Source organism: Streptomyces sp. NPDC021012, assembly GCF_044333355.1.
Taxonomy (GTDB): Bacteria; Actinomycetota; Actinomycetes; order Streptomycetales; family Streptomycetaceae; genus Streptomyces.
Map to the genome: position 1 here is coordinate 153,534 of NZ_JBIRQU010000013.1, position 13,849 is coordinate 167,382.

A 13,849-nucleotide genomic window follows, 5' to 3' on the forward strand; every position below is an offset into this window, starting at 1 on the left:
ACCCGGCCGTGATCCGGGACCGTGACAGATAGCACTGCTGATGAGGAAGGGGCGTGCGCTGAGGGCGATCGTCAGCCGAAAGCATGACGAAGGCGGTTCGATGTCCTGCGGCGGGTACTACCGTGCCCGGCAGTACAGTCGGCACTCGCTCGGAAGCCGGCCCGCCCTGAGAAGGACCCCATGAACGAGCCCGTGGCCCTGGAGTTCAGCGCCGAGTTGTGCCTCATGTTCGACGACGGCAGAGAGGACGACTCCACGGTCGTCCTCTCCGAGATCGTCTGCCGCTGCGATCCCGAGGACTGTCCGTGCGGTGATGGCACCAGCCCTTGCATGTGGGGCAGCTGCGGGCCCTGCGTTGAACGGAACTGCGGGTGCGAGGGGTGCTACTCGAACCGAGAGATCCTCCAAGAGGCGTTCAACCACAATGACATGCCGCTCACCGCGAGCAGCGTGTGTGTCGGCTTTCGCGGCGAGACCGTCTTCTCCGCCATCACCGGGCCGTTCGAGCACCCGCAGGAGGAGGGGAAGGTCCTGTACGGGGTGCTGATGCGCGCGGAAAGCCCGTACAGCGACGAGATGAACGCCCGGCACTTCTGGGCCTACAGCTCGTCCCCGTCCGTGGCAACCGACGCCTACAAAACCGTCGTCCGCAACCCTGGGATGAACAAGTTCCGGGGCTGGGACGCGACCGACGTCGCCGGTGCGCCGCTCTCGCCCGCCGGACAGCTCATGCTGCCTGATGCCCTCGCCGGCCGCTGACGGGCCCGTGAACCGGGCCGGTCTGTCCCGTCCGAGGGGCCTGGGATGGACCGACACCGTCCGCGCTCCCCAGTGGCTGGATCAGGGCACGTTAGTTCGGGGTCAAGGCACGGGCACCGGCTTGCTCCCGGCGGGAAGCGCGGCGGTGCCCGAGGTCATGCGCATGCAGTGCAGAGCAATCGCGTACGGCGTAGGGGCGGTCGCTCACGTACAGGGGTGTGCCCAGGCCCCCATGGCGATCGCCCTCACGGTGGCCTGCTGGGCGTCGACCCCAGCAGGAGGCGGGCCTCGTCGACGGCGGCGGCGTGCAGGTCAGCGGTGCAGGCCCTCCCTGCGACGTCGTTCCCGGCGGGACTTGCTGCATCGGCTGGCCGGTGGCGCCAGCACCGTTGTCCGCCCGCTGCGGGCGCCGGCTCAACGGTCAGGCTCTCAGCGGCCTTCCTCCGTCGGAGCCGTACGGCGGTGCCGCCCCTTCCCCGGGCCGGACACGGGGCGATCCCACTCGGTCGGCTTGTCCTTCGCCGGCTGCGGCGGATACAGCAGGGCCTTCGCGGCGTCCAGGTTCTCGACGACGCCGATCGTTTCCCACTCGGTGCCGTCCCACTCCTGAATAACCCGGGGAGCGTCCGGCTCGACGTGCGCCGCTCGATGCCGGCCCTCGGCGAGCGGCACCGCCCGTAGCCTGCCCTTCGAGGCGGCCCGGCGCTCCTCGCGCCGCCGTGCCCACTCCTCCAGCGGTTCCTCGTTCATCGGAGCATCGTGGCGCAAGCAGGCTCCGCGCCGCCACCTCCGCAGGCCATGCCGTTGCCTTCGCCGAATCGGTGGCCGACGCCTCCCCCTCACGCGATCATGAGGGCATCGCCCACCCTTGCAGGGAGGAATCAGCTCATGCCCAAGAAGGCGCCGCCTGCCCGTCGGCTCACGCCCGGCCCGGACCGCGACAAGCTCGCCCAGGACCTGAAGAAGAAGTACGACTCCGGCGCGAGCATCCGGGCTCTGGCGGAGGAGACAGGCCGTTCCTACGGCGGTGTACATCGCCTGCTCGAAGACGCAGGAGCCACATTCCGTTCGCGTGGCGGCGCCCCGCGTCGTACCGAGCCCTGAGCGTTCCGCCGCCTTGGGGTCCCGGGCGTAGCTGGGAGCTGTGACACTGCCACCGGCTCCCCCGGGCAGATGGCGGCGCGGGATGTCGGCGCCCTGTGGTGGAGTGGCCGCCGGTGTTGCGTCAACTCATGGAGGGGCACGGATGGTTGAGGCTGAGGGGCATGGCGGTCAGCGGCCCGGCGGCGGCGAGGGATGCGGCGGCTTAACCCATCCGTCCGCGGTTCCGGACGGAGGTTCGGACGTAGACCTCGGGCTGGACCTCCAGGCCCCGGGCCGCAGGTCGGCCGGGGCGGAGCGGTGGGCCGTGCCGGAGGGGCTGCGCGGTGGCATGCTGATCGGCGCAGCGGTGGCCGCAGGCGCGACGGTGGTCGGGTTCGGGATCTGGCTGGGAGCCTGGCTGAACGAGCACTGGGGGATCTATGCCGTTGTGCCGCAGGTGGCGTTCATGCTGCTGGCCGTCTGGGGTCTGGGCGGCGAGCAGCGCCGCCGGTGGGAGGAGCGGCGGGCCCGGGGCGTGCGGATGTCGCTGGAGAAGATCGATGCTCTGCACCACCGCGACTTCGAGTTCGCGGTGCGGGATCTGATGCGCCGAGACGGGTTCGAAGCCGAGCGGGTCGGCGGAGCACACGATGACGTCTGTGACGTACGTGGTGTTGATGCTGACGGCCGGATCTGGGTCGTTCAGTGCAAGCACAAGCGGGATGGCTGGGAGGGCAAGGCCATCGGGGTGGAGGTCCTACAGCGGCTCGCCGGCACTGCGCAAACGGTCCACGGGGCCCAGTTCGCGATCATCATCACCAACGGCCGGTTCACCCTGCCGGCAGTGGAGCGGAGCGAGACGTATGGCGTCCACCTGATCGATCGGGGCCGGCTGGAGCTGTGGGCCGCCGAGGGCCGACCGCTGTGGAAGCTTCTGGAAGGGGTCAAACCCGCCCGGCGGCTGCCGGGGCAGCGGCGCAGACGGCGGCCCGGGTCTGTCCGGGACGCCGCCGGGGCGTCGGCCTCAGGGCGTCAGGACCGGCCGAGGGCCAGGTAGACCCATCCGGCACCGCGCCGGTCGTCGGCGGTCAGGGCGCCGCAGGCGTCGATCGCCTTCGGGTCCGCGGCGCGGAAGGCGAGGCGCACAGGGCCGATGCGCCGGTAGCGGGGCCACTCGGTCAGGTGCAGCAGCAGGTCGGCATCCTGTGCGGCAACGATGCAGATCGCCGCCCACCTACAGGCCCGCAACCCCGAATCGGCCCCCGGCCGAGGACGTTGGCGAGGATCGCCTCGACGAACATGGCCGGGCCCCGTCCTCGCGCAGGTTCTTCGCGGTGGGATCGGTCAGCTGGGCAAGTTCGGCGGCCTGGTTGTTCACGTAGGCGGCGAGGAGCTTGCACGCGGCGCGCTGGCGTTCGTCGCCGGCGGGAGCCCAGGACGCGGCTGCCTCGGGGAAAGCTCGGCAATGGGGCATGCCGAGGTTGTCGTTGTAGATGGGCTTGTAGTTCGCCCAGCCCCACGCGTCGATGAGGACGTCCTTGACGCCGCTGAACAGGCTCACGGAGCACACCCCTCCGGTATCGGGCCCCGCGCCTTGTGATCAGCGTACGGCTACGACTTCGCGGTGTTCCCCCGGGCGCGGTCCAGTGCCTTGCCATAGCGGCGGTACGCGTGCTTGTGGTGCCAGTTCCAGCTTCGGCGCAAGGCGTTCCAGCGGATTCGTGCGGTGTCTGTCCAGCTGTGGACGAGGCGCATCTCGGGTTCGAGGAGGCGGATCTGGTCTTGGTCGGGTCCGAAGGAGTTCCCGAAGATCGTGGCGTCGCTGACTTCGCGGTAGAGGGCTGTGCTCACGATGACGGTGTTGATGCGGGCGACCGAACGGAAGGCCTCGCGCTCTGCCTCTGATGTCTCGTCCATGCCGACGGGCGCCATGGGGAAGTGGCCGATGTCGTTCACGCCGACGTACCAGGTCCGGTAGCCGCCGGGGTTTCCGCCGTAGTGGGACTCGATGTAGGTGAAGCGGCGAGCGCCGATCCAGGACCTGAAGTCCTGAGGCTTCTTGAGGGCGGAGAGCCGGGTTCTTCCCAGCTTGATGCGTGTGCCGTTCACGAGCAGCCGCGGGCCGAACCGTCGGCTCGTGGTGATGATGCCGTAGATCTCAACGGCCTTCTCGGTCGACCAGGTGACGAGGTAGGCGAAGCGCCCGAGCTTCCACGTGCGCTTGGTCAGTTTGGCCTCGAGGTTCTCCTTAGGCGCCGGGGTTTCGCCTTCGTGCCGGTGGATGGTGAGGGTCGACAACCATGTCGGCTCGCCGAAGAGCTCCTCCACGTAGTCGGGGCTGACCCACGGGGCGACCTTGCGGACCCGGGATATAACGTGGTGCCGGCGTCCGAAAGAAGCGCGCCAGGCAGCGGCCACGGTCTTCGTCAGGGTGATGGAGGCAACGATCGTGGCGGTGAGGGTCCACACGTTCAGGGTGGTGCTGTACCAGGGCTCTTGTGCGAGGGGCATGGCGGAATCATGCAGGACAAGGGGTCTGGTCGGTTGGCCGTGACGAAGGGGGTGGAGTGCGGTACCGGCCCGCCGAGCAGACTGCGCTGCCGGTCGTTCTCGGTGGGCATCACCTTCGCGGCGTCCTCCGCCGCCTTCGTCAGCGTCGGCAGCACGGTGGCGGGGGCCGGGGCGAAGCTCTGGGGGAGCTTGGAGCCGATCGGGACGGCGGGGTGGTCTTTATCCACGATCCCGCCGAACACGGCCTTCACCGGCTGTGTTTTAGCCGATGCCGCCGTGGAGGCGGGGACGGCCGCAGTCAGGAGGAGGGCCGTGCTGAGAGCGCCCAATAAGGCGCTGGTCTTGTTCATGAGCGGGCAGCGTAGTCCACGTGTTCGGTTGTTCGTGGTCGATTCGTGAACGACCTGCACCGCACCGGAGTCCCCACCGCGAGGGGCTCTTGGCACGCCTTCCGGCAGCGGCCGGGTTCACGGTGTCCACTGCAGGGGAGCAGTCTTGAGGCCCGTGAGTTAGCCGCGGGAAGGATCCCTCAGAAGGGGTAGGTGCCATGCCGTCCGCAGACCGCAAGCTTTTCGATCTGGAGGCGTACGAGGCCAGGGCGCGTAGCGGGCCGTGCTTTGTCTGCGCGTTCCTGGCCGGAGAGCCTGACTACGAACACGAGCTGGTCTACGAGGACGCTGATCATGTGGCCTTCCTGGATCGATGGCCCACGTTGCCGGGCAAAGTTCTCGTCGCGCCCAAGGCGCATGTGGAGGACGTCGTCAGCGGGTTCTCCGAGGACGGTTACCTGCGGATGATGCAGGCCGTGCGCCGTGTGGCGCTCGCGGTCGAAGAGGTACTGGCGCCGGAGCGGGTGTATCTGCTGTCACTGGGGTCCCGGCAGGGCAATCCGCACGTGCACTGGCATGTTGCCGCCCTGCCACCCGGGGTTCCCTACGAGCAGCAGCAGTTCCACGCGCTCATGGCGGAGCACGGGGTGGCCGATGTTGCACCGGCCGAGACCGCAAGGATCACGGCGGAGCTGCGACGACGCCTCGCCTGATGTCGCTTCAGGGGCCTTGTCGACGGGCGGCGGTAGCGGTAAAGCGCTGCGTGCACTGACACTGCACAGCAACGAGAGGCCGCGGCGGTCCTCGCCCAGACGTTCAGGCTGCAGCTTCGCCGGGTTCCTCGTCCTCGTCGTCCGGGCTCATAAAGGACCAGGGGCGAACGCAGGTGTAGCCGCGAGGGAGGTCACAGCCTCTCCGCTCCCTGTATCTCGCGTTGGCCTCCTCGCTGGCGCGCTGGCCGGTGGGGAGCCTGCGGAGAAACGGGTCGCGGTCAGGGTCGAGGAAGGACTGGCGTAGCTCGTCCGTGGCTTCTCGATCGGAGAACGCTCCAGAATCCCCGATGTCCTCGGCGTCGTACCTTTCGACGTCCGCCTTCTCGTGGAGGTGGGTGAGCACCGTCAGACCCACGGCCAGAGTGACGCCGAGGGCGACGCGGATCTTCGGCTTGTGCTTCCCGTACCACTTCTTCGTCTTCTCGACGAAGGAGGTGGGCTCGTCGTCCTCGGAGGGCTTGGAGTCAGTCACCTGCACAGATCTACCCGATCTGTGCCCCACCTGTGAGGTAATCACCCGACATCGCCCGATCAAATTCAGCAGCCGGCAGCCCCTGCTTCGAACGGGCGTCGGCCGGAGCGGTCCGGGAGAAGTGTGAGCGGTTACCGTGGCAAGCCCCGGTGCCGTGCAGCGGCTCATTGACCCAACTCTCCCAGAGCGCACAGAGCCGCCGCCTGGGCAGCTCTCGCGCTGGAGGCCCCGTCGGTCGCAGGGGCAGGGTTCTGGGCTCCTCTACACCAAGGACGACGTAATCACGCCAACTACGTGACTTTTTCCGCTGGTTGGCCAGCATCTGTGGCCCCGCGCGGACAAGGTGGGAGGGGGCATGAGCCCCGGTCAGCGGTCGGCGCCGGGCAGAGCCGCGCCGACCGTCCTCGCGTCGAAGGGACGGCATGGAGTCCTCCACCGGTGGTGTGCCGAGCGGCAGCGTCGAGAGCGCAGGGCAGTGGCTTCAGCAGACGGCGGGAGAGGCCGGGTTCGACCAGGCCGAGTTCGTCGGGCCCTACGCGGTCCTTCGCTGGAGCACCGGCCGGGGCGGGCTGGCGCTGGTGCACTCGATGGTCGACGGCATCGCGTCGCCGGCCCTGGTTCTCAAGAGTCTGCGGAAGGCTCACGGTCCGCAGTTGCCGGACCGGTACGCGTGCGTGGTCGTCGCGCAGACCAGCACCCAGGTGAAGCACCCTTATGTCCCCGAGCTCTATGCCCTGGACGTCGAAGGCTCAGGCAAGCAGTACGACACAACCTGGGCCCGACTGGAGACGGTACTCGGACAGTCGGCACCGTGGACCCTGGCCCGCCTCCCCGACACCCTCTTGGACAACATCTCCTCCCCCGCCGCCGACGCCGACGGCGCTGACGCGCCCGATGGTCTGCTCGATCTCGTCGTCTCGGCGCCCACACACGTGTCCGTCGCCTACAGCCGCGCCCGGCTACTGGCCGCCCGGAAAGAGTGATGGGCCCCGCGCACATAGCAACCCGGAAGGCCGGACGGAGTGCAGCCATGGAGGTTGCAGAGGAGCGGGGCGCAGTCCTGCACCCCGGGGGTCCGTGTGGCAGACCGTACGTCCGGAGCACGCGGCGGCCGTTCTCGGGCCATCGGCATGAGCTGATGGCCTGTGGCTCGGCATTCACGGGAAGAAAGAGAGGCGAGGTTGAGCAATCTGGTGGGCGGTCTTCTGGCCGTCGTAGTGCTGGGGGCCGGATGGATGCTGTACCGGCTCGTCCTGTATCCGTGCCGGCCGACCGACTTCAAATATGCGTTCGGGGCTGAGTACGCCCCGCACAGACAGGCCTTGGAGGTTGCCCGGCAAGACGTGAAACGCGTCCGGGAAGGCCACGACAAGGACACTGGCGACGTTCGGACTCGCAAGAAGGAGGTCACCGCCTCCCGCGACAGGCAGGTGAGCAAGCTGCGTGCTGAGATCGGCCGCCTCCGAAGGGAAGAGAACGGCGAGGTCGTCGGTCGGCTGGGACCGCTTCGACTGCACGAGCACGCTCTCGTCTTTCTCACCAGGAAGGGCACCCGCGAGGAACAGGAAGCGTCGACCGAGGTGGACAAGAGCCTCCGGCTGGCCCGGATCAAGGACATCCACTTTCGCCCCGGAGTGCAGTACGCCTACATCGAGATGGAGGGCAGTGACGGCATCAGGTCGTCGGAGGATTTCCCGCACGATCAGTACGACGAGAGCGAGGTGCACCGTTTCGCGGAACGGATTCACAACCGGCTCGAGCCGGCAAAGGATGACCTGGCCCGCCGGCAGGAGAGGATCGGGGAGTGTGAAGCGCAGATCGAGCAGATCCACGCGAGCGCGGACGAGGAACTGCGGAAGATACACGAGGACGAGCAGGTCCTGACGAAGGCCCAGCGCGAGGACAAGGAGCTGCAGCGCGCCAGGGAGGCGTTGGGTCAGCAGCGTCAAGCGTGGAAGGAGATGACGGGCTTCCGGCCTTGGTGGTGATCCTGCGCGCCGAGACAAGCCCAGAAGCCGCCCATCGTTGATCTTGAAACCCGGACGGTTTGTTCCAGGGTGTGGCTTGAGAGGGTGCTGACCCGGTTCGCGTACTCATGGCGGTCAGGAACCGTTGGAGCTCGCTGACAGCCCTCCAGGAAGGTGGCCTTGCCCTACGGTGGCGCACCCTACGGCCGCTCACGCCGACACGGTGCGGGACCTCCGACAGCTTCACCCCACCCGGGCGGAGGACCACTCCTTTGGCATGGAACTCGTCAATGAGCGTGGCGCCGGCTCATGCTGGTCGTGACGGCGCAACCATACGGCGAGACAGGCTGCGACTGCTACGCCCGCCACCTCGCCCAGGTCGCTGACGTGCCCACCCCTCGAACAGGCCGATCCCGCGCGAACCGGCGAGTTCACCGGGAAGTTCTTCGACTTCGTTCAATGGCCTCTCCGATTACGCGAGCTGCGCCGTGTCCGGCGGATCGCCCGGGCTGCATCATGCTCCGAGCGCCAGGCAGCCGACCTCACGCGCTGTCTCGCCGCATACCGGACGGCATGTCGGCTATCCGATGTCCGTCACCAGTTGCGCGCGGGCTGCATCGAAGAGTTCGCGTTGCCTGGTGAGGTGGTTGCCGGTCGCGGCCGTGTCGACGAGGAGCTGGTAGACGCGGCCTGCGTCGCCCGCAACGAAGACCTCAACGCGTTTGCGCGGGGTGGTCTGGCCTCGCCAGTGGTAGTCGAGCTCCAGCCAGACCGCATCCTTCCCGCCCTGGCGAGTGGTGTGGTTCGTGGCGCGGAGGTCGGCCATGGAGGACTCGGCTTCCTTGCGGTACCAGGCAAGCTGGCCCTGGGCCGCGGCGTGGGCAGTCGGGCCGTACGAGGTGTCGCGCTTCACCACGATCTCGTACGTGCCGTCGCGCGAGGCCCACATGCTCTGGATCGCGTTCTCCTTGGTTCTCATCCATCCGTCTGGGACGGCGAACGCCACCGTGAGGTCAGCGTCTCTCACCCGGTGCCACCCTTGCGGGAGGCCGGGGAGCGAAGGGCCGGGCAAGGGGGACGGGGCCGAAGGAGCCGCAGCAGTGGCGGTCGGGGAAGCCGAGCCGATACGCGGGCGCGTGGTCGGCGCATCGCGGAATGACGGCACTCCGAAGACGCCGAGCAAGATACCGACAACCGCTGCCAGCGCCGAGACCACAGCCGCGATCTCACCCAGCCACCGTGCGGAAGCGCCCCCTTGCCTCGGATCCTCCGCCACCCGATCCCCCTTACCGCCACCACGGTCAACTCATGTTCCGTTGAACGGGATTGTGACTCAAGCCGGAAGGCTGCCATGGCCAGGCCGGTCACACCCCCGCCAGATACACACTGCCACAAAGACCGGTCAACGCACCGGGCGAACCGAAGTACGTACCCGCCTCACCGGGCGCCACGAAGGCGGGGAGCAGCCTCGAAGACACTCCCCCGCGTGGCGGCCGTCGGACTCGCCTACATCAACGGGCCCAAGGCGACTGCGCACTCGCTGCGCGCCGACCCGACGGCTCCAGGGGACAGTTCCGTCCGTCGATGGTCCGCTGGCTCTACCGGGCCATCTGCACAGGCGAACTGACGGATTCGCGAACCATGACGAACCATCTGAATCCGCTGCTACGCTCGATCGCCTGACAGCCCCCGGAGCCACCGGACGGCGGTACCGGGGTCATGCCGAACTCGGGAGACTTCCATGAAGGTCTTGATCGCCGGCGGCGCCGGTTTCATCGGCTCGACCATCGCGTCGCGATGCCTGGACGAAGGCATCGAGGTCGTGGTCCTGGACGATCTGTCGACCGGCCGGCGCGAGTTCGTCGAGGGCAGGACCTGGTACCACGGCAGGATCGACGACGGGGCCCTGATCGACCGCATCTTCGCCGATCACCCCGACATCGTTGCCACCATCGGCTGCGCCGCGAAGATCGTCGTCCCCGAGTCCGTCGCCGAACCGCTGTACTACTACAGCGAGAACGTCGTGGCGGGCCTGGCGCTGATCGGGCACCTGCTGCGCAACGGCTGCGAGCGGTTCCTGTTCTCCTCCTCCGCCGCGATCTACGCGCCGGGCCTGGGCATCACCGAGCAGGCCCCGATCGCCCCGATGAGCCCGTACGCACGGACGAAGGCACACTTCGAGCAGGCCCTGGAGGACATCACCGCCGGGACGCCGCTGCGGGCCGTCTCCCTGCGCTACTTCAACCCGATCGGTGCGGACCGCAAGGGCCACAGCGGTCTCCAGGTCCGTCGGCCCACGCACGCCCTGGGCGTCATGATCGACAAGTATCACGCGGGCGAGCCGTACCCGATCACTGGAACGGACTGGGAGACCCGCGACGGTACCGGCATCCGCGACTACGTCCACGTCGAAGACCTCGCGGACGCCCACGTCGCCGCCGTACGCCGCTTCGACACAATCACCTCCCACAGCCCCGACGGCACCGCGTACCGCGTCATCAACCTCGGCTCGGGCACCGGCACCACCATCCGCGAGCTGATCAAGGCGTTCGAGAACGTCACCGGCAAGCCGCTGCCCACCGAACCGGCCGGCCGCCGCCCCGGCGACAACGCCGGCTCCTACCCCGACATCACCCTCGCAGGCGAACTCCTCAGCTGGAAGCCGGCCCTGACCGCCGAACAGGGCATCGCCGACTCCCTCGCCTGGTACGCCCGACGCGACCTCGTCCTCACGGAAGCAACCGCCGAATGATCCCTGCCCCCTGACGGGCCACCCGACCGGCGACGAGCATCCTCGTCGCCGGATCCTGCCTGCCTCACCACATGCGGTAGGCCATCAAGGGAGGATCGTACGGATTGGTCACGGCGGGCGCTCCTGGCTGCGCGAAGATGAACGGCGGATGGGCCACCCCAGTGGAACGATCCGGCCACGGAGGAGAAAGTCCCTCGCCCCGATCACCAAGGACGTCTTCCTCAAGGCGTGACCGGGGGGCGTCCAGGCCGGCCAGGTTCCGGCCGACGGCAAAGGACAGCAGCTAGCTTGGCTCTGAAGCTTCTGTAGATCGGCAAGCTAGGGGCATACGGGTTCGGGTGTGAGGGTGACTCCCGTGCGTGCACGGACGTTGGCCACCATGGAGGTCAGGGCGTACTGGAATTCCTTGGCGGTCGCGCCGGGGCCTGCGGTCAGGGTGAGTGTGCGGCGGCTGGAGCAGCGGACGCCGGGGGTTATCTCTCGGCCCGGGGCGTACCCGCACAGTTCGAGAAGCCAGCCCGCGCTGGCCCGGTAGGTGCCTTCCGGGGTTCGGTGGACAGGTGCTCCGGCCATGCGCAGGCGTTCTGCCTCGTGGTCTGTGACGACCGGGTTGAAGAAACAGGAGCCGGCTACCAGCAGCGATGGCCGGGGCCGGTGCGCGGCAGTCGTCCGTAGCCACCCGCCGTAGGATCATCCGCGGCGCCTGGTTGCAGCAGGCGAGACAGGTGAGAACACAGCGAGGGGGGCCGCCGTGCGGTTCATCGTGCTTGATCGCAAGGACCGTATACCGACCGAGCCCCGCCCCCTTGCCGTGCTGGTGCGGGATGCCTGGGACGACTTCGGGTGGCGCACGATGTTCCATCTGACGGTCATCGACGAACGCGGCCGGCACAAGATCGGCCCGGTGAAGATCGGCGCCCTGGGTATCTCCCAGAACGCTGAGGCCGTCGTCCAGCCCCCGGATGAGTTCGACGGGATCCCCGGCGAGTATTTCTCCGTCGGTCAGGACGACACTTACTACGAACGTCTCGCCGGCCTCGGTGACGAGACTCGCGTCGCTGTTCTGGCAGGCCTGAGGGACATGGCCTTCGACGAGGAAATCTTCGAGCTCGCGAAGGACGAGGACGTCACCCACACCGCGCTGTGGCGGTTCGTGCGGCAGGCTACGGTCGAGGAGCAGTTTCGTCGCATCGCCCGCGGCGGCACCCGGGTGACCTCCTTCGACATCACCTACGAGACCCCGGCCCTCGATGGCGGCGACGAGCTGCTGCTGTCCTTCACTGTCACCCGTGACGTGCTGCCGCCCAGCAACATTCATGTCCTGACCGGCCGCAACGGCGCCGGGAAGTCCGTTCTGCTCAACCGTCTCGCCCGCGCTGTCGCTGACCCTGACGCCCGCCCTTCGGAGGTGGGCCGGATCCTGGAGGAGGGCCGCGGCCGCAAGCGCTCCTTCGCCAACCTCGTCAGCGTCTCCTTCAGCGCCTTCGACGACCTGCCCCACCTCCCCGACAGTGATCCCTTCCGCACCGTCCACGTCGGCCTTCGTGTCCCCTCCACCGCACGGGCGCACCGCATGAAGTCGCCGTTCCAGCTCAGGCGGGACTTCGCCGACAGCATCGAAGCCTGCCTCACCGGCGAGCAAGCCGAACGCTGGGCCCGCGCCCTCGCGACCCTGTCGTACTCCGGAAGCGGGCTTCTGGAGGAAGACTGGCTGGCCTCCTTCACCGCCATGACCAGTGCCGCCCGCCGTCGTGCTGCCGCCCGTAAGCTGTTCGCCTCCCTCAGCTCCGGCCACAAGGTCGTCCTGCTGACCATGACCCGGCTGGTCGAGCACGTCGGCGAGCGCACGCTGGTCCTGATCGATGAGCCCGAGACCCACCTTCACCCTCCGCTGCTGTCCGCGTTCATACGGGTGTTGTCCGACCTGCTCACCGACCGCAATGGCCTCGCGATCGTCGCCACCCACTCCCCCGTTGTCCTGCAGGAGGTCCCCGCACACTGTGTGTGGAAGCTGCGCCGCTACGGCAACTACCTCGCCGCCGACCGGCCCAGCATCGAGACCTTCGGCGAGAACGTCGGCGTGCTCACCCACGAGGTTTTCGGCCTCGAGGTCACCGACACCGGCTTCCACCGCGACCTGAGCCTCCTGGTCGACGAAGGACTCTCCTACGAGGACATCCTCGAACGCTTCCAGGGCAGACTCGGCGGTGAGGCACGCATCATCGCCCGCTCCCTCATCGCCACCCGCGACTTCGACGACACCAGCCTCGCGGACGGCCGCTGATGCGCCCCATCGACAAACCCATCCTGGACGCCCGCACGGTCTTCGACACCTGCACAGCCTCGGCCAGGCCCAAGGCCGTCCGCACCAAACTGCAGGCGCTCAAGGACACCGTCGCCGCCGCCGCCGCAGAGTACGACACCGCCGCCACCGCCCGGGCCCTGCACACCCTCGGGCACCTCAAGGACCAGCCCGACGGGGAGCCCAAGAAGAAAGGCGGCCTCAACAAGGAGCTCAAGAACACTTACAGCAACCGCATGGTGCACAAGAAGAGCGCAGGGCGGGACTTCTATGACCAGCTCCTCATGGAGGCCCCCGACGACCGCTGCGCCTTGTGCGGCCAGGGCATCGCGGACACTCTCGACCACCAGTTGCCCAAGACTCACTACCCGCTGCTGGCGGTCGCCCCCGCCAACCTCGTCCCGGCCTGCCGCGACTGCAACTACTACAAGGGCGAGGAAGCCCCTGTCAGCGCCGAGAAGCAGACCCTCCATCCCTACTACGACAGCGAGGTCCACGACCACGTATGGCTGGTCGCCCGTGTTGCCGGCCCGCCCAGGCCCGCCGTCGTGTTTGCAGCCGTCCCGCCGCCCGAGATGCCTCCTGTTCTCGCCGCCCGGGTCCGCCACCACTTCACGACCCTCAAACTTGCTCGCCTCTACAACCCTCAGGCCGGCCCCGAACTGAGGACCCTCAGCCGTAGCCTGCCCCGTCTGCCCGCCGCAGCAGTCCCCGAGCACCTTCGCGAGCGCGCCGAGGACTGGGCGGCCTCCGAAGGAGGCAACTCCTGGCAGGCCGCGCTGTACCGGGCCCTGGCCGACAGTGCCTGGTACACCGGAGGCGGTTACGAGGAGCCCTGGAAGTAACACCCTCACATCCAGGGGAGGAACGAACGAGAGACCGCGCTCGGACCCTGGGCCGG

17 protein-coding genes are annotated in these 13,849 nt (G+C 68.2%); 9 read left to right on the forward strand and 8 right to left on the reverse strand.

Annotation, left to right across the window (positions count from 1 at the left end):
- Positions 1-180 precede the first annotated feature (180 nt).
- The gene (locus ACH4TP_RS32935) at positions 181-759 is read left to right on the forward strand and encodes a hypothetical protein (protein ID WP_398440004.1); all 579 of its coding nucleotides are present in this window, start codon (positions 181-183) and stop codon (positions 757-759) included.
- A 429-nt stretch (positions 760-1,188) separates the two neighbouring features.
- On the opposite strand, the gene ACH4TP_RS32940 is transcribed toward ACH4TP_RS32935, so the two are convergent.
- Entirely contained in the window at positions 1,189-1,509 is a 321-nt protein-coding gene (locus tag ACH4TP_RS32940) for a DUF6087 family protein (RefSeq protein WP_398440005.1), read from the reverse strand.
- A 138-nt stretch (positions 1,510-1,647) separates the two neighbouring features.
- On the opposite strand from ACH4TP_RS32940, the gene ACH4TP_RS32945 reads away from it, so the two are divergent.
- Together ACH4TP_RS32945 and ACH4TP_RS32950 are read left to right on the forward strand one after the other, a co-directional pair.
- Complete coding sequence (locus ACH4TP_RS32945) at positions 1,648-1,863, forward strand: helix-turn-helix domain-containing protein (protein ID WP_398440006.1); 216 nt, start codon at positions 1,648-1,650, stop codon at positions 1,861-1,863.
- A gap of 304 nt (positions 1,864-2,167) precedes the next feature.
- Complete coding sequence (locus ACH4TP_RS32950; protein WP_398440007.1) at positions 2,168-2,899, forward strand: restriction endonuclease; 732 nt, start codon at positions 2,168-2,170, stop codon at positions 2,897-2,899.
- Here the strand turns inward: ACH4TP_RS32950 and ACH4TP_RS32955 are convergent.
- Genes ACH4TP_RS32955 through ACH4TP_RS32970 form a run of 4 tightly spaced genes read right to left on the reverse strand, consistent with a single transcriptional unit; the run spans position 2,875 to position 4,703 of the window.
- Positions 2,875-3,090: a hypothetical protein gene (locus ACH4TP_RS32955; RefSeq protein ID WP_398440008.1), complete on the reverse strand. Its 216-nt coding sequence runs from the start codon at positions 3,088-3,090 to the stop codon at positions 2,875-2,877. The two genes, ACH4TP_RS32950 and ACH4TP_RS32955, sit on opposite strands and share 25 nt — an antisense overlap.
- Positions 3,077-3,403: a hypothetical protein gene (locus ACH4TP_RS32960; protein WP_398440009.1), complete on the reverse strand. Its 327-nt coding sequence runs from the start codon at positions 3,401-3,403 to the stop codon at positions 3,077-3,079. Before ACH4TP_RS32960 ends, ACH4TP_RS32955 begins: the two co-directional genes overlap by 14 nt.
- A gap of 50 nt (positions 3,404-3,453) precedes the next feature.
- On the reverse strand, positions 3,454-4,353 hold the full coding sequence (locus ACH4TP_RS32965) for an ETEC_3214 domain-containing protein (RefSeq protein ID WP_398440010.1): 900 nt from the start codon (positions 4,351-4,353) through the stop codon (positions 3,454-3,456).
- Entirely contained in the window at positions 4,314-4,703 is a 390-nt protein-coding gene (locus tag ACH4TP_RS32970; RefSeq protein ID WP_398440011.1) for a hypothetical protein, read from the reverse strand. Before ACH4TP_RS32970 ends, ACH4TP_RS32965 begins: the two co-directional genes overlap by 40 nt.
- 197 nt (positions 4,704-4,900) lie before the next feature.
- Here ACH4TP_RS32970 and ACH4TP_RS32975 point away from each other — a divergent pair, with 197 nt between their 5' ends.
- Positions 4,901-5,395 (forward strand): HIT family protein, encoded by a 495-nt coding sequence (locus ACH4TP_RS32975; RefSeq protein ID WP_398440012.1) that lies wholly within the window; start codon positions 4,901-4,903, stop codon positions 5,393-5,395.
- Positions 5,396-5,498: 103 nt separating this feature from the next.
- Here the strand turns inward: ACH4TP_RS32975 and ACH4TP_RS32980 are convergent, their stop codons facing one another.
- Positions 5,499-5,927 (reverse strand): hypothetical protein, encoded by a 429-nt coding sequence (locus ACH4TP_RS32980; protein ID WP_398440013.1) that lies wholly within the window; start codon positions 5,925-5,927, stop codon positions 5,499-5,501.
- A gap of 422 nt (positions 5,928-6,349) precedes the next feature.
- Between ACH4TP_RS32980 and ACH4TP_RS32985 the strand changes: the two genes are divergently transcribed.
- Together ACH4TP_RS32985 and ACH4TP_RS32990 are read left to right on the forward strand one after the other, a co-directional pair.
- Positions 6,350-6,910: a hypothetical protein gene (locus ACH4TP_RS32985; protein ID WP_398440014.1), complete on the forward strand. Its 561-nt coding sequence runs from the start codon at positions 6,350-6,352 to the stop codon at positions 6,908-6,910.
- A 198-nt stretch (positions 6,911-7,108) separates the two neighbouring features.
- The gene (locus ACH4TP_RS32990) at positions 7,109-7,915 is read left to right on the forward strand and encodes a hypothetical protein (RefSeq protein ID WP_398440015.1); all 807 of its coding nucleotides are present in this window, start codon (positions 7,109-7,111) and stop codon (positions 7,913-7,915) included.
- Between the two features lie 559 nt (positions 7,916-8,474).
- On the opposite strand, the gene ACH4TP_RS32995 is transcribed toward ACH4TP_RS32990, so the two are convergent.
- Positions 8,475-8,873: a hypothetical protein gene (locus ACH4TP_RS32995; RefSeq protein WP_398440016.1), complete on the reverse strand. Its 399-nt coding sequence runs from the start codon at positions 8,871-8,873 to the stop codon at positions 8,475-8,477.
- Positions 8,874-9,635: 762 nt separating this feature from the next.
- Here ACH4TP_RS32995 and galE point away from each other — a divergent pair.
- Positions 9,636-10,646, forward strand: coding sequence for a UDP-glucose 4-epimerase GalE (gene galE, locus ACH4TP_RS33000; protein ID WP_398440017.1), 1,011 nt, complete (start codon positions 9,636-9,638; stop codon positions 10,644-10,646).
- Positions 10,647-10,964: 318 nt separating this feature from the next.
- On the opposite strand, the gene ACH4TP_RS33005 is transcribed toward galE, so the two are convergent.
- The gene (locus ACH4TP_RS33005; protein WP_398440030.1) at positions 10,965-11,285 is read right to left on the reverse strand and encodes a hypothetical protein; all 321 of its coding nucleotides are present in this window, start codon (positions 11,283-11,285) and stop codon (positions 10,965-10,967) included.
- Between the two features lie 112 nt (positions 11,286-11,397).
- Between ACH4TP_RS33005 and ACH4TP_RS33010 the strand changes: the two genes are divergently transcribed.
- A complete protein-coding gene (locus ACH4TP_RS33010; RefSeq protein ID WP_398440018.1) occupies positions 11,398-12,930 on the forward strand; it encodes an AAA family ATPase in 1,533 nt (510 codons plus the stop codon).
- A complete protein-coding gene (locus tag ACH4TP_RS33015) occupies positions 12,930-13,793 on the forward strand; it encodes a hypothetical protein (protein ID WP_398440019.1) in 864 nt (287 codons plus the stop codon). Before ACH4TP_RS33010 ends, ACH4TP_RS33015 begins: the two co-directional genes overlap by 1 nt.
- Positions 13,794-13,849: the final 56 nt, after the last annotated feature.

Bases quoted from the DNA above. Each gene is read 5' to 3' on its own strand.
- ACH4TP_RS32935 (WP_398440004.1), top strand. From the start codon at position 181: ATGAACGAGCCCGTGGCCCTGGAGTTCAGCGCCGAGTTGTGCCTCATG.
- ACH4TP_RS32940 (WP_398440005.1), bottom strand. From the start codon at position 1,509: ATGAACGAGGAACCGCTGGAGGAGTGGGCACGGCGGCGCGAGGAGCGC.
- ACH4TP_RS32945 (WP_398440006.1), top strand. From the start codon at position 1,648: ATGCCCAAGAAGGCGCCGCCTGCCCGTCGGCTCACGCCCGGCCCGGAC.
- ACH4TP_RS32965 (WP_398440010.1), bottom strand. From the start codon at position 4,353: ATGCCCCTCGCACAAGAGCCCTGGTACAGCACCACCCTGAACGTGTGG.
- ACH4TP_RS32970 (WP_398440011.1), bottom strand. From the start codon at position 4,703: ATGAACAAGACCAGCGCCTTATTGGGCGCTCTCAGCACGGCCCTCCTC.
- ACH4TP_RS32975 (WP_398440012.1), top strand. From the start codon at position 4,901: ATGCCGTCCGCAGACCGCAAGCTTTTCGATCTGGAGGCGTACGAGGCC.
- ACH4TP_RS32985 (WP_398440014.1), top strand. From the start codon at position 6,350: ATGGAGTCCTCCACCGGTGGTGTGCCGAGCGGCAGCGTCGAGAGCGCA.
- ACH4TP_RS32995 (WP_398440016.1), bottom strand. From the start codon at position 8,873: ATGAGAACCAAGGAGAACGCGATCCAGAGCATGTGGGCCTCGCGCGAC.
- galE (WP_398440017.1), top strand. From the start codon at position 9,636: ATGAAGGTCTTGATCGCCGGCGGCGCCGGTTTCATCGGCTCGACCATC.
- ACH4TP_RS33015 (WP_398440019.1), top strand. From the start codon at position 12,930: ATGCGCCCCATCGACAAACCCATCCTGGACGCCCGCACGGTCTTCGAC.